Source organism: Streptococcus sp. HPH0090 (genome assembly GCF_000411475.1).
In the GTDB taxonomy this organism is placed as follows: Bacteria; Bacillota; Bacilli; order Lactobacillales; family Streptococcaceae; genus Streptococcus.
In genome coordinates this window covers 829,092-850,685 of record NZ_KE150464.1, presented here as the reverse complement: position 1 = coordinate 850,685, position 21,594 = coordinate 829,092, and the positions used below count along the sequence as shown (strand labels likewise).

General features: G+C 40.7%; 13 protein-coding genes and 2 pseudogenes. All 15 read left to right on the top strand.

Features of this window, described 5'->3' with window-relative positions:
- Positions 1 to 9: 9 nt before the first annotated feature.
- The 15 genes and pseudogenes from rnz (at position 10) to HMPREF1481_RS06025 (ending at position 21,369) form a co-directional block, all read left to right on the top strand.
- Positions 10 to 939, top strand: a complete 930-nt coding sequence (gene rnz / locus HMPREF1481_RS06090) for a ribonuclease Z (RefSeq protein ID WP_016466620.1) — start codon at positions 10 to 12, stop codon at positions 937 to 939.
- A 20-nt stretch (positions 940 to 959) separates the two neighbouring features.
- Positions 960 to 1,715, top strand: coding sequence for an SDR family NAD(P)-dependent oxidoreductase (locus HMPREF1481_RS06085; protein ID WP_016466619.1), 756 nt, complete (start codon positions 960 to 962; stop codon positions 1,713 to 1,715).
- 157 nt (positions 1,716 to 1,872) lie between these two features.
- Entirely contained in the window at positions 1,873 to 3,621 is a 1,749-nt protein-coding gene (locus tag HMPREF1481_RS06080; protein WP_016466618.1) for a glycoside hydrolase family 13 protein, read from the top strand.
- A 15-nt stretch (positions 3,622 to 3,636) separates the two neighbouring features.
- The gene (locus tag HMPREF1481_RS06075; RefSeq protein ID WP_016466617.1) at positions 3,637 to 4,194 is read left to right on the top strand and encodes an SMI1/KNR4 family protein; all 558 of its coding nucleotides are present in this window, start codon (positions 3,637 to 3,639) and stop codon (positions 4,192 to 4,194) included.
- 258 nt (positions 4,195 to 4,452) lie between these two features.
- Positions 4,453 to 4,600: pseudogene (locus HMPREF1481_RS11015) on the top strand (YSIRK-type signal peptide-containing protein); the annotation flags it as partial.
- 251 nt (positions 4,601 to 4,851) lie between these two features.
- Positions 4,852 to 11,172: pseudogene (gene bgaA / locus HMPREF1481_RS06070) on the top strand (LPXTG-anchored adhesin/beta-galactosidase BgaA); the annotation flags it as partial.
- Between the two features lie 262 nt (positions 11,173 to 11,434).
- Entirely contained in the window at positions 11,435 to 12,787 is a 1,353-nt protein-coding gene (gene murD, locus HMPREF1481_RS06065; protein WP_016466615.1) for a UDP-N-acetylmuramoyl-L-alanine--D-glutamate ligase, read from the top strand.
- Between the two features lies 1 nt (position 12,788).
- Positions 12,789 to 13,847 (top strand): UDP-N-acetylglucosamine--N-acetylmuramyl-(pentapeptide) pyrophosphoryl-undecaprenol N-acetylglucosamine transferase, encoded by a 1,059-nt coding sequence (locus HMPREF1481_RS06060; protein ID WP_016466614.1) that lies wholly within the window; start codon positions 12,789 to 12,791, stop codon positions 13,845 to 13,847.
- A 9-nt stretch (positions 13,848 to 13,856) separates the two neighbouring features.
- Positions 13,857 to 15,155, top strand: coding sequence for a cell division protein FtsQ/DivIB (locus tag HMPREF1481_RS06055; protein WP_016466613.1), 1,299 nt, complete (start codon positions 13,857 to 13,859; stop codon positions 15,153 to 15,155).
- Between the two features lie 240 nt (positions 15,156 to 15,395).
- Positions 15,396 to 16,091, top strand: a complete 696-nt coding sequence (gene pyrF / locus HMPREF1481_RS06050) for an orotidine-5'-phosphate decarboxylase (RefSeq protein ID WP_016466612.1) — start codon at positions 15,396 to 15,398, stop codon at positions 16,089 to 16,091.
- Between the two features lie 39 nt (positions 16,092 to 16,130).
- Positions 16,131 to 16,763 (top strand): orotate phosphoribosyltransferase, encoded by a 633-nt coding sequence (pyrE, locus tag HMPREF1481_RS06045; protein ID WP_016466611.1) that lies wholly within the window; start codon positions 16,131 to 16,133, stop codon positions 16,761 to 16,763.
- A gap of 242 nt (positions 16,764 to 17,005) precedes the next feature.
- Positions 17,006 to 18,142 carry an L-lactate oxidase gene (gene lctO / locus HMPREF1481_RS06040; protein ID WP_016466610.1) on the top strand — a complete coding sequence of 379 codons (1,137 nt, stop codon included), beginning with the start codon at positions 17,006 to 17,008 and terminating at the stop codon, positions 18,140 to 18,142.
- Between the two features lie 217 nt (positions 18,143 to 18,359).
- On the top strand, positions 18,360 to 18,755 hold the full coding sequence (locus HMPREF1481_RS06035; RefSeq protein ID WP_016466609.1) for a CopY/TcrY family copper transport repressor: 396 nt from the start codon (positions 18,360 to 18,362) through the stop codon (positions 18,753 to 18,755).
- Between the two features lie 10 nt (positions 18,756 to 18,765).
- On the top strand, positions 18,766 to 19,137 hold the full coding sequence (locus tag HMPREF1481_RS06030; RefSeq protein ID WP_000933322.1) for a cupredoxin domain-containing protein: 372 nt from the start codon (positions 18,766 to 18,768) through the stop codon (positions 19,135 to 19,137).
- 9 nt (positions 19,138 to 19,146) lie between these two features.
- Positions 19,147 to 21,369, top strand: coding sequence for a heavy metal translocating P-type ATPase (locus HMPREF1481_RS06025; protein ID WP_016466608.1), 2,223 nt, complete (start codon positions 19,147 to 19,149; stop codon positions 21,367 to 21,369).
- Positions 21,370 to 21,594: the final 225 nt, after the last annotated feature.

Genomic DNA, 21,594 nt, shown 5'->3' with positions numbered 1-21,594 from the left:
AAGTAACGAATGGATATTCAATTTTTAGGAACGGGGGCTGGTCAGCCCTCTAAAGCCCGCAATGTTTCCAGTCTCGCCCTGAAACTCTTGGACGAGATTAACGAAGTCTGGCTTTTTGACTGTGGAGAAGGAACACAAAATCGCATTCTGGAAACTACGATTCGACCACGAAAGATCAGCAAAATCTTTATCACCCATTTACATGGAGACCATATCTTTGGCTTGCCAGGATTTCTTTCTAGTCGTGCCTTTCAGGCCAATGAAGAACAAACAGAATTGGAAATCTATGGTCCCAAAGGCATCAAGTCTTTTGTCTTGACTAGCCTTCGGGTATCAGGGTCTCGCCTGCCTTATAAGATTCATTTCCATGAATTTGACCAAGATTCTCTAGGGAAAATCCTTGAAACAGATAAATTCACGGTCTATGCAGAGGAGTTGGACCACACGATTTTCTGCGTTGGCTATCGTGTCATGCAAAAGGACCTTGAAGGGACCTTGGATGCTGAAAAGCTCAAGGCTGCTGGTGTGCCATTTGGACCACTCTTTGGAAAAATCAAAAACGGTCAGGATATCATCCTAGAAGACGGCACCGAGATCAAGGCAGCAGACTATATCTCAGCACCGCGACCTGGTAAGATTATCACCATTTTGGGAGATACTCGAAAAACAGATGCTAGTGTGCGTCTTGGAGTTAATGCGGATGTTCTTGTCCATGAGTCCACTTATGGTAAAGGTGATGAGAAAATTGCCCGCAATCATGGCCACTCAACCAATATGCAGGCTGCTCAGGTAGCAACAGAAGCAGGAGCCAAACGACTCTTGCTCAACCATATCAGTGCACGCTTCCTTTCAAAAGACATTAGCCAGCTTAAGAAAGATGCTGCAACGATTTTTGAAAATGTCCATGTAGTTAAAGATTTGGAAGAAGTGGAAATCTAGAAGATTGAGAAAGGATAAGGATGCGTACTGTTCTCATTACGGGAGCTAGCGGAGGTCTAGCTCAAGAAATGGTCAAACTCTTGCCCGATGACCAACTCATCTTACTTGGTAGAAACAAGGAAAAATTAGCTCAACTATACGGAAATCATCTACAGGCAGAATTGGTTGAGATTGATATTACCGATGAGCAAGCCCTAGAAGGACTGGTAGCCGAACTCTATCAGCGTTATGGCAAGATTGATGTCTTGATTAACAACGCTGGCTACGGAATTTTTGAGGATTTTGATAAGATTTCTGATCAAGATATTCATCAGATGTTTGAGGTTAACACCTTTGCTTTAATGAATCTGTCTCGGTTGGTTGCTTCTCGTATGAAGGAAATCCGAAAAGGACATATCATCAATATCGTCAGCATGGCAGGTTTGATAGCAACTGGCAAGTCTAGTCTATACTCTGCGACTAAGTTTGCGGCTATCGGTTTTTCAAATGCTCTTCGCCTTGAGCTCATGCCCTATGGTGTCTATGTGACGACGGTTAATCCCGGTCCTATCCGTACAGGGTTTTTCGACCAGGCTGACCCAGACGGCAGTTATCTAAAATCAGTTGACCGCTTCCTACTCGAGCCAGATGCAGTAGCTAAAAAAATTGTTAAGACCATAGGCAAAAACAAACGCGAGCTCAATCTCCCAACCTTGCTAAATTTAGCTCATAAATTTTATACCCTATTTCCCAAGCTAGCAGATAAGTTGGCTGGAGAGACCTTTAATTATAAATAAAAACATAGTTGCACCTCGAAAGTTAATCTAATACATTAACTTTTGGGGTGTTTTATTATGAATCTTGACCAAGTATTGCAAATCGAATCTTAAAGTAGTATACTAGAAACATTGATTATGAAAACGTTTGCGTTTTATTAATTTTAGGAGACAATACATGGAATTAACAGCCATTTATCATAGACCAGAATCAGAGTATGCTTATCTGTATAAAGAAGATCAGCTACATATCCGAATTAGAACAAAGAAAGATGATATTCAAAAGGTCATTTTGCATTATGGTGATCCCTTTATTTTCATTGAGGATAAGTATGAAACTAAGAAAGAAATGACCAAAGTAACCTCAGATGCCCTATTTGACTATTGGCAGGTTACGGTCTCTGTTGATTTTGCACGCATTCAATATCTCTTTGAACTCCTTGATAAGGAAGGTCAGGGTGTCTACTATGGCGATAAGGGTTGTGTAGAACATACTCAGGAAAACTTGGATGCTGAAGGCAATGGTTTCAAGCTTCCTTACATTCACGAAATCGATGGTTGCCAAGTTCCTAGCTGGGTTTCAAATACTGTTTGGTATCAGATTTTCCCTGAACGCTTCGCTAATGGAAATCCTAGATTGACTCCTGATGGAGCTCGAGAGTGGGATGCTGAGCTTGCGCCTAACAGGGATGACTTTTTTGGTGGGGATTTGCAAGGAATTATCGACCACCTAGACTATCTAAAAGACTTGGGAATCACTGGACTCTATCTCTGTCCGATTTTCGAAGCGACGACCAATCACAAGTATGATACAACGGATTATTTTGAGATTGACCGTCATTTTGGAGACAAGGAAGTCTTTCGTAATCTAGTCGATGAAGCTCATAAACGGGGCATCAAGATTATGCTAGATGCGGTGTTTAATCATATCGGATACCAGTCGGCTCAGTGGCAAGATGTTCTGAAGAATGGAGAAAATTCCCCTTATAAAGACTGGTTCCATATTCAAGAATTTCCAATTACTGAGGATAAACTGAAGAAGCCAAAAGAACTACCGTATCATACCTTTGCCTTTGCTAGCTATATGCCTAAGTTAAATACAGCCAATCCGGAAGTTAAAGAATTTCTTTTAAGTGTTGCGACCTATTGGATTGAGAATTTTGATATTGATGCTTGGCGCTTGGACGTTGCCAATGAAATTGACCACCAGTTCTGGAGAGATTTCAGAAAGGCAGTTCTGGCTAAAAAGCCTGATTTGTATATTTTAGGTGAAATCTGGCATACATCTCAGCCTTGGCTAAAAGGGGATGAGTTCCATGCAGTTATGAACTACCCACTTTCTGAAAGTATCAAAGACTATTTCTTGCGTCAGCATAAAAAGACGGAGCAGTTTATTTCAGAAATCAACAGCCAGTCAATGTACTACAAGCAACAAATCTCAGAGGTGATGTTTAACCTTTTAGATTCTCATGATACAGAGCGTATCCTCACAACTGCCAATGGGAATATCCAGCATGTTAAGGTTGCTCTCGCCTTCCTCTATCTTCAAAAAGGGACTCCTTGTATCTATTATGGAACCGAGCTGGCACTAAAAGGTGGACCAGACCCTGATTGCCGTCGTGTCATGCCTTGGGACCGCGTGTCTGAGGACAATGATATGCTGAATTTCATGAAGCAATTAATCCAAGTCCGTAAGGAAGTTGCAAGCATTATTCAGCATGGTTCATATAGCTTGAAAGAAGTGAAACCAGATGTTATTGTCTTGGAATGGATCTACGAAGAAAAAGAAGTTCAAGCTATCTTTAATCAGTCTAAGGAAAATTTTGTCTTGGACAGAGATTCAGTTGACTTGTCTAGTCATTGTCAGATTAAAGAAGGACAAGTGGTTATCTTATCAGATGGATTTGTGGTCTATATTTCTGAGTAAAAAAGGATTAAAATAATGGCACTCAAGGAAGTTTATGATTATTTTCGTCACTATGATAAGGAAACTTATCAAGTTGTCGCTTGCATGGGCAATGAACCATCGGAAGAAGATGTTCAGGATTTTGAAACTCAATATGGCATTCGTCTTCCAGAAGATTTCAGAGAATTCACCATGTCAGCTCTTGGAGGTCTCTTTATGGAAGTCAGGGAAGAGCTATGGCCAAGAGCCAAGGCTTACGATGTAACACCATTTTGGACCTTCTGTCGAGGTATTAAGGTTTTTGGAATTGCAAATGGCATCCCAGATTTCTTAGATATTCGAATTAAAACCAAGGAATTACACGCTCTGGGCTTTGTGGATTATATTCCATTTCTGTCTATCATCGGTGATGGAGATGTAATTTTCTGCTTTGATAAGGACAATCACATAGTAGCCTTATATTGGTATAATAGTGGCGAAACTGAAGAGCTTCATTGTGATTTTTCAGGACTTTTACTCCAGCAAATTGCAGAGCTAGAAGAACGTAAAAATGAGATGCTCAAGATGTTAAAAGAAAAGAATGATAATCAGTAATCGAAGGTAAATTCAGAATAGTTTTTCAGTAACAGCTGTTTCTATAAGTGAAACAGCTGTTTTGACGTATTTGTCTAAATGTACATTCACATTTTTCTGCTTTTCTACAAATTATAGAAAAAAGAATCAAAAGTATGATTTTTATAGGGATTCTATTGATGTTTCCTATATTATTTTATAGAATAGAAGTAATAAATACAATAAAAGTAAAGCGTTTTCAATTAAAAATGGAAGCGGTTACTTAACAAGGAGAACCCTATGGGAAAAGATCATTGGAATCGAAAAAGAGTCTATAGCATCCGTAAATTTACGGTAGGAACTTGCTCAGTGTTAATCGGAACTTGCTCAGTTTTATTTGGAGCTAATTTAGCTAGTGCAAGTACTGTATCTGCGGATGAAACTCCAGTCGCTGTTGCTACAGAAAATGTGGAGAAAGAAGCTCCTAAAGAGGAAGCTGTAGTATCAAAAGCTTCTGAACAACCTGTAACAACAGAAACTGTTAACAGTGAAGCAGTAGAAACTAATCATGAAGTAGAGAAAAAAGTGGAAGCCCCAACTACTGAGACTACTCCTGAGAAAAAAGAAACCTCTGATGTAGAAAAGCAAGCTCCAGCTGTGACTCAGGATCAATCTGCTCAAACAGAAAAACCAGAGCTCAAACCTGCAACTAATGATGAGGTAAAACAGTTGATTGAGGATAGAAAAGTAGAATTCAACCAAAACTGGCATTTCAAGCTCAATGCCAATGCTAAAGATGCAGTCAAACCGGATGCTGATGTTACTAACTGGAAGAAATTAGACCTTCCTCATGACTGGAGTATCTACAATGACTTTGACCATAACTCTCCTGCCCAAAACGAAGGTGGACAGCTAAATGGTGGTGATGCTTGGTATCGTAAGACCTTTAAACTTGATGAAGAAAACCTCAATAAGAATGTTCGTATCACATTTGATGGGGTTTATATGGATTCTCAGGTCTATGTCAATGGTCAGCTAGTTGATCATTATCCAAATGGTTACAACCAATTCTCATATGACATTACTGACTATCTCCATAAAGACGGTCGCGAAAATGTCGTCGCAGTCCATGCCATTAATAAACAACCAAGTAGTCGTTGGTACTCAGGAAGTGGTATCTACCGTGATGTTACCCTTCAAGTTACAGATAAAGTTCATGCTGAAAAGAATGGAACAACAATCTTAACACCAGATCTTGAAAAACAACAGAATGGTAAAGTTGATACTCATGTAACAAGTAAGATTGTCAACACAGATGACAAAGATCATGAAATTCTTGCTGAATACCAAATTATCGAACGTAACGGTCAAGCTGTAACAGACTTAGTTCGTACAGATAGCCAAGTCTTGAAAGCACATCAGTCAACAAGCTTGAATGCTATTTTGCAAGTTGATAAACCAAAACTGTGGACTGTTCTTAACGATAAACCTGCCCTTTATGAATTGGTGACTCGTGTCTATCGTGATGGCCAATTGGTCGATGCTAAGAAGGACTTGTTTGGTTACCGTTACTACAACTGGACACCAAATGAAGGCTTCTCTTTGAATGGTGAACGCATCAAATTCCATGGAGTTTCTCTTCACCATGACCACGGAGCTCTAGGGGCTGAAGAAAACTATAAAGCAGAATACCGTCGTCTGAAACAGATGAAGGATATGGGTGTAAACTCTATCCGTACAACTCACAACCCAGCTAGTGAGCAAACTTTACAGATCGCTGCTGAGCTTGGTTTGTTGGTCCAAGAAGAAGCTTTCGATACTTGGTATGGTGGTAAGAAACAGTATGACTACGGTCGCTTCTTTGATAAAGATGCTACTCACCCAGATGCTAAGAAAGGTGAAAAATGGTCTGACTTTGACCTACGTACTATGGTCGAAAGAGGGAAAAATAACCCTGCTATCGTTATGTGGTCTATCGGTAATGAAATCGGTGAAGCAGACGGGAAACCTCGTTCTCTAGCAACTGTTAAACGCTTGGTTCAAGTGATTAAAGCAGTTGATAAAACACGCTATGTCACTATGGGAGCAGACAAGTTCCGCTTTGGTGATGGTAGTGGTGATCATGAAAAGATTGCAAATGAACTTGACGCAGTTGGATTTAACTATTCAGAGGATAACTACAAGAAACTTCGTGCCAAACATCCAAATTGGTTGATTTACGGTTCAGAAACTTCTTCTGCGACACGTACTCGTGGTAGCTATTTCCGCCCAGAGAGTGAGTTGGTTCACAGTAATCAGGCTTACCGTCATTATGAGCAATCAGACTATGGTAATGACCGTGTTGGCTGGGGTAAAACAGCCACTGCATCTTGGACTTTTGACCGAGACAATGCTGGTTATGCTGGTCAGTTTATCTGGACAGGTACGGACTATATTGGTGAGCCTACTCCATGGCATAACCAAAACCAAACTCCAGTTAAGAGTTCTTACTTTGGTATCGTAGATACTGCGGGAATTCCAAAGAATGATTATTACTTGTATCAAAGTCAATGGGTATCTGCTGAGAAGAAACCAATGGTTCACTTGCTTCCTCACTGGAACTGGGAAAATCCTACTCTAAAAGCGAATGTAGCGGATGCAGATGGTAACATTCCAGTCCGTGCCTATTCTAACGCTGCAAGTGTAGAACTGTTCTTGAATGGTGAAACTCTAGGCAAGAAGACATTTACTAAAAAACAAACAAGCGATGGACGCACTTACCAAGAAGGTGCCAACGCTAATGAACTTTACCTTGAATGGAAGGTTGCTTTTGAAGCTGGTACTTTGGAAGCAGTAGCTCGTGACGAAGCTGGTAACATCATTGCTCGTGATAAGATTGTGACTGCTGGAGAACCTGCAGGGGTTCGTTTGGTCAAAGAAGAACATGCTATCGCAGCTGACGGAAAAGACCTCACTTATATCTATTACGAAATTGTTGACAGTAAAGGTAACGTAGTTCCTACTGCCAATAATCTTGTTCGATTCCAGTTGCATGGACAAGGTCAGATTGTCGGTGTGGATAACGGGGAACAAGCCAGCCGTGAACGTTACAAAGAACAAGCAGATGGTTCATGGATTCGCAAAGCCTTTAATGGTAAGGGTGTTGTGATTGTCAAATCAACTGAGCAAGCGGGAAAATTCACCTTGACTGCTCATTCTGATTTCTTGAAATCTGGTCAAACAACCATTTTCACAGGTAAGAAAGACCAAGAAGAAAAGACTGTTTTAGGTACAGAGGTTCCTAAAGTTCGTACAGTAATTGGTCAAGCTGCAAAAATGCCTTCGAAAGTAGGATTTATCTACAGTGATGGCAGCCGTGCAAAACTTCCAGTAGAATGGTCCGCAGTTGATGTCAACAAACCTGGTATTTTTACTGTTAAAGGTGTGGCAGACGGCCGTGACGTCGAAGCGCGTGTTGAAGTCTTGGCTCTTCAAACAGAATTGCCTGTAGTTAAGAGAATTGCACCAACTACAGATCTAAGTACGGTTGATCCATCTGTTACCTATGTGTTGTCAGATGGTACTGTAGGAAGCTATGACGTTGATAAGTGGGAAGTTGCAGCTGAAGATCAAGCTAAACTAGCTATCCCAGGTTCTCGCATTCAAGTTAAAGGAATTTCAGGTGATAACGAAATCGCAGCTACATTCGTAGTTGCCGAAGGTCAAGCTGCTGGTCCAGTAGTACCGACTGTAACAGTAGCAGACCAAGCAGTAGAAGGTCTCTCAACTGACCAACCAGTTCTATACCATAAACTTGCTTATGGAGCTGAGTTGCCTCAAGTCAAAGCTTTAGCTGAAAATGCTCAAGTAACAGTTATTCAAGCTAACGAAGCAAATGGTATGCGTGCAAGCATTTATGTTCAACCAAATGATGGTGGGCCACTTCAAGCTTATGCTATCCAATTCTTACAAGAAGCTCCACAGATTGAACGTTTGAGCCTAGAGGTAGAAAATGCAGATGCTTTAAAAGAAGACCAAACTGTTGGTATCAAGGTCTTTGCTCACTATCAAGATGGTACTGAAGCTGTCTTGAAAGCTGACAAGGTGACTTTCTCAACTACAGGTGAGGGAGAGGTTACTGTTCGTAAAGGTATGCTTGAATTGCACAAACCTGGTCAAGTAACACTGAAAGTCCAATTTGAAGGAGCTGAAGGTCAAATTGACTTGAATATTCAAGCGAATACTGAAAGCAAAGTCGTCCAAGCTATTCGCCCAGTCAGCGTAGTAACAGGTTTGAACCAAGAACCAAGTCTACCAGATACAGTAACTGTTGAATATGACAAAGGATTTCCAAAAGTTCACAAGGTAACTTGGCAAGCAGTTGCTAAAGAAGAACTTGCTAAGTATCATAGCTTTGATGTCTTAGGAAAAGTTGAAGGAGTCGAGAAAGAAGCACATGCTAAGGTATCTGTAGAAGGTATCATTGCTGTTGAAGAAGTGAGTGTAACAACTCCTGTTTCAGAAGTTCCTCAATTACCAGAAAGCGTCCGTACTTACCACTCAAATGGACAAGTATCTTCAGCTAAAGTGACTTGGGATGCTATTGATCCAAGCCAGTATGCACACGAAGGTAGCTTTACAGTGACAGGACATGTGGAAGGTACTCAGTTACCAACAAAACTTCATGTTCGTGTATCTGCTCAGACAGAAACTGGTGCCAATATTTCTGACCAGTGGACAGGTTCAGAGTTGCCACTTGCCTTTGCATCAGACTCAAATCCAAGCGATTCAGTAGCAAATGTCAATGACAAACTAATCTCATTTAATGATCAACCAGCAAACCGCTGGACAAACTGGAAACGTACAAGTGAGGCATCAGTCGGAATTCTATTTGGAGATTCTGGTATCATGTCTAAACGATCAGTTGATAACCTCAATGTAGCCTTCCACGAAGATCACGGTGTTGGTGCACCTAAGTCTTATGTTATCGAATACTATGTTGGTACAGAAGTTCCAACGGTTCCTAAGGATCCAAGCTTTGTCGCTAGTGAAGACCATGTCTTTAATAACGATAAAAACTGGAAACAAGTAACAAATCTCAAAGCTCCTGATCAAGTCAGAGCTGGAGAAATGACCCACTTTAGTTTTGATAAGGTCAACACTTATGCAGTTCGCATCCGCATGGTTCGACCAGATGACAAGTGGGGTACTTCTATCACAGAAATTCAAATCTTCTCTAAACAAGTAGCTGCGGCTAAAACTGCTCAAGTCCAAATCCAAGTAGATGGCAAAGATTTGTCAGGATTTAATCCTGGTTTAGCTGATTACTATTTAGAAGCAATTGAAGGGCAAGCACCAACTGTTACAGCAAGTGTGACTGAAAATGGTATTGCTACAGTGATTCCAAGCGTTCGTGAAGGGGATCCAGTTCGTGTAGTCGTTAAGGCTGAAAATGGAGATATTCTAGGTGAATACCGTTTACACTTTACAAATGATAAAGAGTTGCTAGCAAGTAAACCAGTAGTCGCTGTGAAGTCATCTCGCTTGGTTGCGAAGGGTCATACTCTTGAGTTACCAACGAAAGTAGGCGTCTATTTCACAGGTAAAGATGGCTATGAAGTCAAAGACTTGACTGTTGAATGGGATGAAGTTCCAACTGAAAATCTAGCGAATGCTGGTGAATTTACAGTTCATGGTCGCGTTTTAGGTACTGATTTAACTGCTGAAGTAGCAGTACGTGTGACTGATAAACTCGGTGAAAACCTATCAGATAACCCTTACTTTGATGACGATAGCAACCGCTCATTTGCTTCAGCAACCAATGATATTGATCCAAATTCTCATGACCGTGTGGACTATGTTAACGATGGTTCAGATGATGAAACCCGTCGTTGGACTAACTGGTCTCCAACTCCATCTGATAATCCAGAAGTTTCAGTAGGTGTTATCTTTAGAGAAGCTGGTAAGATTGTTGAACGCACAGTCGCTGAAGGAAGCATTCGATTCTTCTCAGATGGTGGAACAGACGCACCTTCTAAACTCGTCCTAGAACGCTACATCGGTCCAGACTTTGATGCACCAGAATACTATTCTAACTATCAACCATACGATCCAGAACATCCATTCAATACACCATCTAATTGGGAAAAGGTTGAATACCGTGCAGATCAAGAAATAGAAGCCGGAACAGATATCCATGTCACCTTCGCGCCAGTTAAAACCAAAGCCATGAGATGGCGTATGGATAGAAAAGCTGATAAGAAGGGTGTTGCTATCACTGAATTGACCTTCATTGCACCAAGTGAAGAACCTAAGGATAGCACAACTGCGAAACTTCTTGTAGATGGTAAAGAACTTTCAGACTTCTCTGAAGATCGTGTAGATTACCGTGTGACTTACACTGGTACTCGTCCAAATGTAACAGTAGAAGCTGGCGAAAACGTAGCAGCAACTATTGTTGATAGTGGTGATGATAAACTTCCAGTCTTGGTTCATCTTGTTTCAGAAAGTGGAAAACACGTCAAGGAATATCGCATTCAATTAACTAGAGCAGAAGTTGAAAGTGCCAAGACGGAACCAGCTGTTCACGAAATTCCAGAATATACTGGTGGTGTCAATGGAGAAGAAGCAGCTGTTCTTGAAGTCCCAGAGTTCATTGGTGGAGTGAATGCAGTTGAAGCAACAGTCAATGAAGTTCCAGAATACACAGGTGGTGTGAACGCAGTCGAAGCAGCGGTTAACGATGTGCCAGAGTACAAAGGTGGTGCCAATGCAGTCTTTGCAGCGGTTAACGATGTGCCAGAGTACAAAGGTGGCGTGAACGCAGCCGAAGCAGCGGTCAATGAAGTCCCAGAGTACAAAGATGAGCAGTCGATTGTATCCCTTGCTATGTCTCAAGATAAGACTTATCAAGCGCCTGCTAGCCATCAACATATTCTCCCAGAAACAGGTACTAAAGAAAATGCAACCCTTGCAACAGCAGGTGTTGTGGGAGCGCTTCTTGGTCTCTTTGCAATGGGTAAGAAAAAAGATCAAGAATAGAATGGTCTAACATCATCTAAATCCAAGAAAGTGGGTGGCTGAACCCATCTCGACAATAAAAAGTGGACAAAGCTAGTTCCTTAATGATAGGACTAATATTTGTCCGCTTTTTTATGCTTCTTCGTATAAAATGACTTAAGAACAGAAGTTAAAGTTGATTACTGACTTCATAAATAACAAAAAACAAATAAGAAAGCCCTTTGTGGCTTTTTTATTTTCATAAAAATGGTAAAATAGTAAGAGTAGAAATGGAGTTCTAGAAATGAAACGAATTGATCAATTTAAAAATAAGAAAGTATTAGTCCTCGGTTTGGCCAAATCTGGCGAGTCTGCAGCTCGTCTCTTGGACAAGTTAGGTGCCATTGTGACGGTTAATGATGGTAAACCTTTTGAGGAAAATCCAGCAGCTCAAAGCCTTTTGGAAGATGGGATTAAGGTTGTAACTGGTGGCCATCCCTTGGAATTGCTAGATGAAGATTTTGCTCTCATGGTGAAGAATCCAGGAATCCCTTATAGCAATCCAATGATTGAAAAAGCACTAGGAAAAGGCATTCCAGTCTTAACTGAAGTTGAGTTGGCTTACTTGATTTCTGAGGCACCAATCGTCGGTATTACTGGTTCAAATGGTAAGACAACGACGACAACCATGATTGGAGAAGTATTGACTGCAGCTGGGCAAAATGGCCTCTTATCAGGGAACATCGGTTATCCTGCTAGTCAAGTGGCCCAAACTGCGACAGATAAGGATACCCTTGTCATGGAACTTTCTTCTTTCCAATTAATGGGAATCCAGGAATTCCATCCTGAAGTTGCTGTTATCACGAATCTTATGCCAACGCATATTGACTATCACGGTTCTTTTGAAGCTTATGTGGCAGCCAAGTGGAATATCCAAAGCAATATGACAGCAACTGATTACCTAGTATTGAACTTCAACCAGGAATTAGCTAAAGAACTTGCGACAAAGACAAATGCGACTGTAGTACCGTTCTCAACACTTGAAAAGGTTGATGGAGCTTATCTTGAAGATGGTCTTCTTTACTTCCGTGGTGAAAAAGTCATGGCAGCTGATGAAATCGGTGTTCCGGGTAGCCACAATGTGGAAAATGCTCTTGCAACCATTGCTGTTGCTAAACTGCGTGGCGTTGATAATGAAACCATCAAGGAAACCTTGTCAGCCTTTGGTGGAGTTAAACACCGTCTCCAATTTGTAGACCAAATTAATGGCGTTAAATTTTATAACGATAGTAAGTCAACCAATATCTTAGCAACTCAAAAAGCCTTGTCAGGATTTGATAATAGCAAGGTTATCTTGATTGCTGGTGGGTTGGACCGTGGCAATGAGTTTGACGAATTGGTTCCTGATATTACTGGACTTAAGAAAATGGTCATACTCGGTCAATCTGCAGAACGTGTCAAACGTGCAGCGGATAAAGCTGGTGTGGCTTATATCGACGCGGCTGATATTGCAGATGCAACTCGCAAGGCTTATGAACTTGCAGAAGAAGGAGATGTGGTTCTCCTCAGTCCTGCTAATGCAAGCTGGGATATGTATGCTAACTTTGAAGTACGTGGAGATCTTTTCATCGACACTGTAGCGGAGTTAAAGGGATAATATGAAAAAAATAGTATTTACAGGTGGGGGAACGGTTGGACACGTTACCCTCAACCTTTTGTTAATGCCTAAGTTCATCGAAGATGGCTGGGAAGTCCACTATATTGGTGATAAAAACGGAATTGAGCATCATGAAATTCTCAAGTCAGGTTTAGATGTCACCTTCCATTCTATTGCAACAGGGAAACTACGTCGTTATTTCTCATGGCAAAATATGGTTGACGTCTTTAAAGTTGCATTTGGAATCCTTCAATCGCTCTTTATCATGCTACGTGTTCGTCCACAGGCCCTCTTTTCTAAGGGAGGATTTGTATCTGTTCCGCCTGTTATCGCGGCACGAGTTTGCAGAGTACCAGTCTTCATCCATGAGTCTGACCTCTCCATGGGCTTGGCCAATAAAATTGCCTATAAGTTTGCGACTAAGATGTACTCTACTTTTGAGCAAGCATCTAGTCTCACTAAGGTAGAGCACGTTGGAGCTGTGACTAAGGTTTCTGGTCCAATTATGGAAGAACCCGAAGAAATGGTGGATATCCGAACTTATTTTGATAGTAAATTACCAACCCTTCTCTTTGTAGGTGGTTCTGCTGGTGCGCGTGTCTTTAACCAATTAGTTACAGACCATAAGGAAGAGTTAACTAGTCGCTACAATATTATTAACCTGACAGGGGATGCTAGTTTAAATGAACTCAGTTCAAACCTCTATCGTGTTGACTATGTGACTGACCTCTATCAACCACTCATGAATCTGGCTGATGTGGTCATTACTCGTGGTGGTGCCAATACTATTTTTGAGCTCCTTGCTATGGCTAAATTGCATGTCATTGTGCCACTAGGTCGTGAAGCTAGCCGTGGAGACCAAATCGAAAATGCAGCCTATTTTGTGAAAAAAGGCTATGCAGAGGAGTTGCAAGAGAGTGACTTGACCTTGTCTACTCTAGAAGAAAAAGTTAATAAGCTCTTGACGAATAAAGAGAACTATCAAAATACAATGAAGAATTCTCATGAATTAAAATCTGTGGCAGATTTTTATGAGCTACTAAAAAAAGATTTATCATAAGGAATATTGATGTCAAAGGATAAAAAGAATCAGGACACTCAAGGCAAGGAATTGTCAGAGTGGCAAAAACGAAATCAAGAATATCTTCAAAAAAAAGCAGAAGAAGAGGCGAAACGTGCTGAACAAGAAGCACGTGAAAAAGAAGAGCAAACTCCAGAGTCTTCTTTTGAGGATACTCAAGAACTGTCAGAATGGCAAAAACAAAATAAAGAGTATTTAAATAAAAAAGCAGAAGAGGAATCGATCGATTCTGAAGAAGTTGATGAAGCATCTGAAAAATCTGAAGAGAAGGACTCGGATACTAGTGATGAAACTTCAAATGAAGACAAGGATGTAGAGGAAACTGAGGCTCCTCAAATAGAATCTGAGAGTCAGGACCAGAAAGTGGAAGAAAAGGCTGGTGCAGAGGTTAAGAAAGAGAAAAAAGTTAAGACCAAGAATAAACCTCCTAAACCTCCCATTCCATCGATTCATATCTGGCGAGCAGTTACAATCCTCGTCCCAAGTTTCTTAGTCTTGTTCTTGTCCATTTATCTTCTAACCCCTTTATCTACGATGAAACATATTGAGGTTACGGGGACTGTTCAGACAACTGCAGATCAAGTCAAGGAAGCTTCTGGTATTCAGGATAGTGACTATACGATTAGCTTGCTCTTAAATAAAGATAAGCATGCTGAAATGGTTAAATCAGATCACTGGATTGAATCGGCTAAGATAGTTTATCAGTTCCCGGTTCACTTCACCATTGAAGTGAAGGAATTTGAAATTGTAGCCTATTCTGTTTCAGGTGATAACTATTATCCAATCTTATCTAGTGGAAGTATTGAATCAACAGCTGTTAATGCGGCTAACTTACCTGAAAAATACATATCTGTTCTCTTTAACGATGAGGAGCAGATAAAAACCTTAATTTCTCAGTTAAATGATGTTAGTCCAGAAATTAAGCAGGAAATCCAGAAGATTGAACTTGCCCCAAGCAAGGCAACTAGTGACCTTCTAAAGATTACCATGTATGATTCAAATGAAATTTTGGTTCCTCTATCAGAACTAGGGAAAAAATTACCATACTATAGTAAAATTAAGCCACAGTTAACAGTTCCTAGTGGGATTGATATGGAAGTCGGTATTTATAGCTATAGTTTGGCAGATAAAGCTCTAGAAGAAGAAAGAATCAAAGCTCAAGAAGAGGAAAAGAAGAAAAAAGAAGAAGAGGAAAAGAAAAAGCAGGAAGAAGAAAAGCAAAAACAAACTGAGCAAGGCAATCAAGGTCAAACAACACAAACGACTCAAACCACACGAAGTCGCTAAGCATCAAACGATGTTACTCAGTTTGATGACTGATAATGTTTTAGACTAATTCAGTTACTTGTTTTTACTTGACAACTACCGCTTTAAATAATAGAATAGTAAAAAACCTTTAAAGCAGTCCAGAGAGGCAGCTAAGGTTAACGGTGAAAGGGTGAATTCTACCCATTTTTCGTGGAACCTTGCTGTAGGCAGGTTCCTTTTTTCATGCTCTCTCGCTGACAAAGGTAAAAGGAGAAAAGTATGCGCGAATCTCGTCCGGTTATTGCTCTTGATTTTCCAAACTTTGAGACGGTCAAGAAGTTTTTAGCTCAATTTCCAGCAGAAGAGAGCCTCTATCTAAAGGTAGGTATGGAGCTCTATTATGCTACAGGTCCGGAAATTGTTTCTTATTTGAAAGACTTAGGTCATAGTGTCTTTCTGGATCTCAAACTTCATGATATTCCCAATACGGTTAAGTCAGCCATGAAGGTTTTGTCTCATCTGGGTGTTGACATGACCAATGTTCATGCCGCAGGTGGTGTAGAGATGATGAAAGCTGCGCGTGAAGGTCTTGGAAAAGAAGCCAAATTGATTGCTGTTACCCAGTTGACTTCAACTTCTGAGGAGCAAATGAGAGACTTCCAAAATATCCAAACCAGTCTTCAAGAATCGGTCATTCATTATTCCAAGAAAACTGCTGAAGCTGGATTAGATGGTGTGGTTTGTTCAGCTCAGGAAGTCAAGCTTATCAAAGAAGCAACAAGCAAAGATTTTATCTGCCTGACACCGGGTATTCGACCAGCAGGGGCTGCAGTTGGAGACCAAAAACGAGTCATGACGCCAGCAGATGCTTATCAAATTGGTAGTGACTACATCGTTGTCGGTCGCCCAATTACTCAAGCCACTGATCCAGTTGCAGCTTATCATGCTATCAAGGATGAGTGGAACCAAGACTGAAATTAAAGAAATAGATTATAAAAACAAAAGGAGAAAACCATGACACTTGCTAAAGACATTGCTAGCCATCTATTGAAAATTCAAGCCGTTTACCTCAAACCAGAAGAGCCCTTCACTTGGGCATCAGGTATCAAGTCACCGATTTATACGGACAATCGTGTGACACTTGCTTACCCAGAAACTCGTACCTTGATTGAAAATGGTTTTGTAGAAGCCATCAAGGCAGAATTCCCAGAGGTAGAAGTGATTGCAGGAACAGCGACTGCAGGTATTCCTCATGGTGCTATCATCGCTGACAAGATGGACTTGCCATTTGCCTATATCCGTAGCAAACCAAAAGACCACGGTGCAGGAAACCAAATCGAAGGTCGTGTAGCCCAAGGTCAAAAAATGGTAGTTGTTGAAGACCTTATTTCAACTGGTGGTTCAGTTCTTGAAGCCGTTGCTGCTGCCAAACGTGAGGGAGCAGATGTTCTTGGTGTTGTGGCTATTTTCAGCTATCAATTGCCAAAAGCAGATATGAACTTTGCAGATGCTGGTGTCAAACTAGTAACCCTTTCAAACTACAGCGAACTGATTCATCTAGCTCAAGAAGAAGGTTATATCACACCAGAAGGACTCGACCTCCTAAAACGATTCAAAGAAGATCAAGAAAATTGGCAAAATGTATAAATAGATAGACACTCAGGTATTCTAAGAACTACCTGAGTTTTTTATTTAATGGAAAGTTTATAACCATAGTCTCTGTTTAGAGTAGGATAGGGGAGTGAATCTGTATCATCTTTAACTTCTAGTTCTTAATCTGTTTACCTTTATGATGAAAAGTACAGACAAATTTTTTGAAAACATCATGAAAAAGTTTTAAACTATTCTAGTAAACAAAAGTAAACGTTTACGTTTAAGGAGGACTATTGATGTCATATAAAACAAGCAATGCAGAAGGACCTGTAGATTTCATTAACACCTACGATTTAGAGCCAATGGCGCAACAAGTTATTCCAAAGGCAGCATTTGGTTATATCGCTAGTGGAGCAGAAGATACCTTTACTTTACGAGAAAACATCCGTGCCTTTAACCACAAACTCATCGTTCCGCATACGCTTTGTGATGTGGAAAATCCAAGCACAGAGATTGAATTTGATGGTGAAAAACTATCTTCACCAATCATTATGGCACCTGTTGCAGCCCATAAACTAGCTAATGAGCAAGGAGAAGTTGCGACTGCGCGTGGAGTACACGAGTTCGGTTCACTCTATACAACTAGTTCCTACTCAACAGTTGACCTACCTGAAATTTCTCAAGCCCTTCAAGGAACACCTCATTGGTTCCAATTCTACTTTAGTAAAGATGATGGTATTAACCGTCACATCATGGATCGCGTCAAGGCAGAAGGCTATAAGGCTATTGTCTTAACTGCCGATGCGACAGTAGGAGGTAACCGTGAGGTAGATAAACGAAACGGTTTTGTGTTCCCAGTTGGCATGCCTATCGTAGAAGAATACCTACCTCAAGGTGCTGGTAAGTCAATGGACTATGTCTATAAATCAGCTAAACAACGCCTATCTCCACGAGATGTAGAGTTTATCGCAGAATACTCAGGACTTCCCGTTTATGTCAAAGGTCCACAATGCCGAGAAGATGTTGAACGCTCACTGGATGCAGGGGCTTCAGGTATTTGGGTAACCAACCACGGTGGTCGACAAATTGACGGTGGATCGGCTGCTTTTGACTCGCTACAAGAAGTGGCTGAAGCGGTAAATAAACGTGTGCCAATCGTTTTTGACTCTGGTGTTCGTCGTGGTCAGCACGTCTTTAAAGCCTTGGCTTCTGGAGCTGACTTAGTAGCCATTGGACGACCTGTCATTTATGGTTTAGCCCTTGGTGGTAGTGTTGGTGTACGCCAAGTCTTTGAACATTTGAATGATGAATTGAAGACAGTTATGCAGTTATCTGGAACACAGACAATTGAAGATGTGAAACGATTCAAGCTTCGTCACAATCCATATGATCCAAGTTTCCCAGCTGATTCACATGATTTAAAATTGTATTAGTAGTAAAACAAACCTCCACTCCAAGTGGAGGTTTTTGAGTTATGGCTTTGTAAACATGAAAGAGAGTTTAAAAAGTGAACTTAACGAGTATATAAGAAAAAATTTTAATACATTTTAAACTATTTTAAAAATTTTTAGGAAATTTAGTTGACAAACGTAGATTTTAAGAGTATACTGATAATTGTAATTGACAAATGTAGATTTTGGAGGTGTGCTGATGCAGATTTCGGATGCAGAATGGCAGGTCATGAAGATTATCTGGATGCAGGGAGAACAGACTAGTACTGATCTCATAAAAGTATTAGAGAAAAGGTTCAGTTGGTCCAAATCCACGATCCAGACACTCTTGGCTCGTTTGGTGGAGAAGGAATGTTTGACTCGGGAAAAACAGGGCAAGTCCTTTGTGTATTCGTCCCTTTTAACTCCAGATGATAGTAGGGACTTAATGGTTCAGGATATCAAAGACAAGCTTTGTTCTCGAAGAATAAAGCTCTTGCTAGCTGATTTGATTGAAGAATGTGACTTTACCCTAGCTGATTTGGAAGGCTTGGAAGAAGTGATTTCAAAGAAAAAAGCAAGTGCTGTAACAGAAGTAAGATGTAATTGTATGTAAAGGAGACGCTATGTTAAATCTATTTGTATCTATTGTTGTTTTAGGAATGATTGCTTTTATCCTCTTTTGGTTTTTCAAAAAACCGCAAGAAGATGCTAAGAGAGCCCAGCAAAAAAATGGCTATCAGGAGATTCGAGTGGAGGTCATGGGAGGATATACTCCAGAAACCATTATCCTCAAAAAATCGCAACCTGCTCGCATTATTTTTGATCGAAAAGATCCTTCACCTTGCTTGGATCAAATCGTTTTTCCAGACTTTGGAGTGCATGCAGATCTGCCTATGGGAGACCAATATGTGGTTGAAATCACACCTGAAGAAGCAGGTGAGTATGGTTTCTCTTGTGGCATGAATATGATGCACGGTAAGATGATTGTAGAATAGGAGACGAATATGACCGAAATTGTAAAAGCAAGCCTTGAAAATGGTGTTCAAAAAATCCGTATCACAGCAGACAAAGGCTACCATCCAGCCCATATTCAACTACAAAAAGGAATTCCTGCTGAGATTACCTTTCATCGTGTGACACCATCAAACTGTTATAAAGAAATTCTTTTCGAAGAAGCAGGGATTTTAGAACCAATTGCTCAAGACGAAGAAAAAGTCATTCGTTTTACTCCTCAAGACTTGGGTGAGCATGAATTTTCATGTGGCATGAAGATGCAAAAGGGGACCTATACCGTTGTTGAAAAAACTAAAAAATCTCTCAGTCTTTTACAACGTTTTTGGATTACTAGTATCTTTACTGTGCCTCTTGTGATTCTCATGATTGGGATGTCTACAGGAGGAATTAGTCACCAAGTCATGCGTTGGGGCACATTTTTAGCCACAACACCCATTATGCTGGTAGCTGGAGTTCCATATATCAGAAGCGCCTGGGCTAGTTTTAAAAAGCACAATTCCAACATGGATACCTTGGTTGCTCTGGGAACCCTAGTGGCCTATTTCTATAGCTTAGTTGCCCTCTTCACTGGTTTGCCCGTTTACTTTGAAAGTGCTGCATTTATCCTCTTCTTCATTCTTTTGGGAGCAGTTTTTGAGGAAAAAATGCGAAAAAATACTTCGCAGGCAGTCGAAAAATTATTAGACCTACAAGCAAAAACAGCAGAGGTTTTGCGTGATGATGTTTATGTTCAAATACCTCTAGAACAAGTCAAAGTTGGGGATCTCATTCGCGTTCGACCAGGTGAAAAAATTGCCGTTGATGGTATTGTCTTAGAAGGTGAAACGAGTATTGATGAGTCAATGGTAACTGGGGAAAGTATTCCAGTCGATAAATCAGTTGGAGATGCTGTTATTGGGTCAACTATCAATAATAGTGGTACGATCATCTTTAGAGCTGAAAAAGTTGGTTCTGAGACTATGTTGGCTCAGATTGTGGACTTTGTGAAAAAAGCGCAAACGAGTCGTGCTCCTATTCAAGATTTGACCGACAAGATTTCTGGGATTTTCGTACCAGCAGTTGTCATTTTAGGACTTCTTACTTTTTGGATCTGGTTTGTCTTGCTTGGAGAAAGCTTTGTGACTTCACTTCTCTACGGAGTTGCTGTTTTGATTATTGCCTGCCCTTGTGCACTAGGACTCGCGACACCGACAGCACTCATGGTTGGAACAGGACGAAGTGCCAAGATGGGGATTCTCCTAAAAAATGGTACAGTTCTACAGGAAATCCAAAAAGTCCAAACGGTTGTTTTTGATAAGACAGGAACCTTGACCGAAGGGAAACCAGTAGTGACAGATGTTATTGGTGATGAAAGAGAAGTGCTAAGTTTGGCTGCTTCACTGGAAGATGTATCTCAACACCCGCTAGCTCAAGCTATTGTTAATCGTGCATCTGAACTAGGAATTAGCCTTTACCCAGTGGAAAACTTCCAAGCCTTGCATGGAAAAGGTGTGACTGGGATTATTAATGGTAAACAAGTCTTGCTTGGGAATGCCAAACTTTTAGCTGATCTTGACATTCCGAGTGACTATCAAGAACGATTTGATTTACTTGAGAAAGAAGCAAAAACAGTTGTCTTCCTATCCGTGGATGGTCAGTTAAAAGGCTTAATTGCCTTGCAGGATGTCCCTAAGGAAAATGCTCGAGAAGCTATTGCCAAATTGAAAAAACGTGGTCTTAAAACGGTCATGCTTACCGGAGATAATGCTGGAGTAGCGCATGCGATTGCAGAGCAAATTGGAATCGAAGAAGTGATCGCAAATGTCTTGCCAGAGGAAAAGGCACATGAAATTCACAAGCTTCAAAAGAATGGCAAATTGGCCTTTGTTGGAGATGGTATCAATGATGCGCCAGCCCTCAGTGTAGCGGATGTCGGAATTGCTATGGGCTCTGGGACAGATATTGCCATTGAATCAGCAGATCTTGTCCTCACAACCAACAATTTACTAGGATTGGCACGTGCTTTTGATATGAGTAAGAAGACCTTTAATCGTATTCTACTCAATCTTTTCTGGGCTTCTATCTATAACCTCATTGGTATTCCGATTGCAGCAGGAGTCTTTTCAAGTCTTGGTTTGGTGCTCAATCCAGAACTTGCAGGATTGGCCATGGCCTTTAGTTCAGTCTCTGTTTTAATCAGCTCTCTCATGCTCAATTTTACTAAAGTCGATTAATACTCTTCGAAAATCAAATTCAAACCACGTCAGCTTCACCTTGCCGTACTCAAGTACAGCCTGCGGCTAGCTTCCTAGTTTGCTCTTTGATTTTCATTGAGTATAAAAAGGCGGTTTTAACCGCTTTTTTGCTATTCTAAAACAGATTTCAAAAACGTTTTCAAACTGTACTGTAATAGAGAATGGAGTTTTGTGAGCACATTCTTATGAATCTGAAATCAAATA

Excerpts from the sequence above, each read along its gene's own strand:
- rnz (WP_016466620.1), top strand. The coding sequence starts at position 10 with ATGGATATTCAATTTTTAGGAACGGGGGCTGGTCAGCCCTCTAAAGCC.
- HMPREF1481_RS06085 (WP_016466619.1), top strand. The coding sequence starts at position 960 with ATGCGTACTGTTCTCATTACGGGAGCTAGCGGAGGTCTAGCTCAAGAA.
- HMPREF1481_RS06080 (WP_016466618.1), top strand. The coding sequence starts at position 1,873 with ATGGAATTAACAGCCATTTATCATAGACCAGAATCAGAGTATGCTTAT.
- HMPREF1481_RS06075 (WP_016466617.1), top strand. The coding sequence starts at position 3,637 with ATGGCACTCAAGGAAGTTTATGATTATTTTCGTCACTATGATAAGGAA.
- murD (WP_016466615.1), top strand. The coding sequence starts at position 11,435 with ATGAAACGAATTGATCAATTTAAAAATAAGAAAGTATTAGTCCTCGGT.
- HMPREF1481_RS06060 (WP_016466614.1), top strand. The coding sequence starts at position 12,789 with ATGAAAAAAATAGTATTTACAGGTGGGGGAACGGTTGGACACGTTACC.
- HMPREF1481_RS06055 (WP_016466613.1), top strand. The coding sequence starts at position 13,857 with ATGTCAAAGGATAAAAAGAATCAGGACACTCAAGGCAAGGAATTGTCA.
- pyrF (WP_016466612.1), top strand. The coding sequence starts at position 15,396 with ATGCGCGAATCTCGTCCGGTTATTGCTCTTGATTTTCCAAACTTTGAG.
- pyrE (WP_016466611.1), top strand. The coding sequence starts at position 16,131 with ATGACACTTGCTAAAGACATTGCTAGCCATCTATTGAAAATTCAAGCC.
- lctO (WP_016466610.1), top strand. The coding sequence starts at position 17,006 with ATGTCATATAAAACAAGCAATGCAGAAGGACCTGTAGATTTCATTAAC.
- HMPREF1481_RS06035 (WP_016466609.1), top strand. The coding sequence starts at position 18,360 with ATGCAGATTTCGGATGCAGAATGGCAGGTCATGAAGATTATCTGGATG.
- HMPREF1481_RS06030 (WP_000933322.1), top strand. The coding sequence starts at position 18,766 with ATGTTAAATCTATTTGTATCTATTGTTGTTTTAGGAATGATTGCTTTT.
- HMPREF1481_RS06025 (WP_016466608.1), top strand. The coding sequence starts at position 19,147 with ATGACCGAAATTGTAAAAGCAAGCCTTGAAAATGGTGTTCAAAAAATC.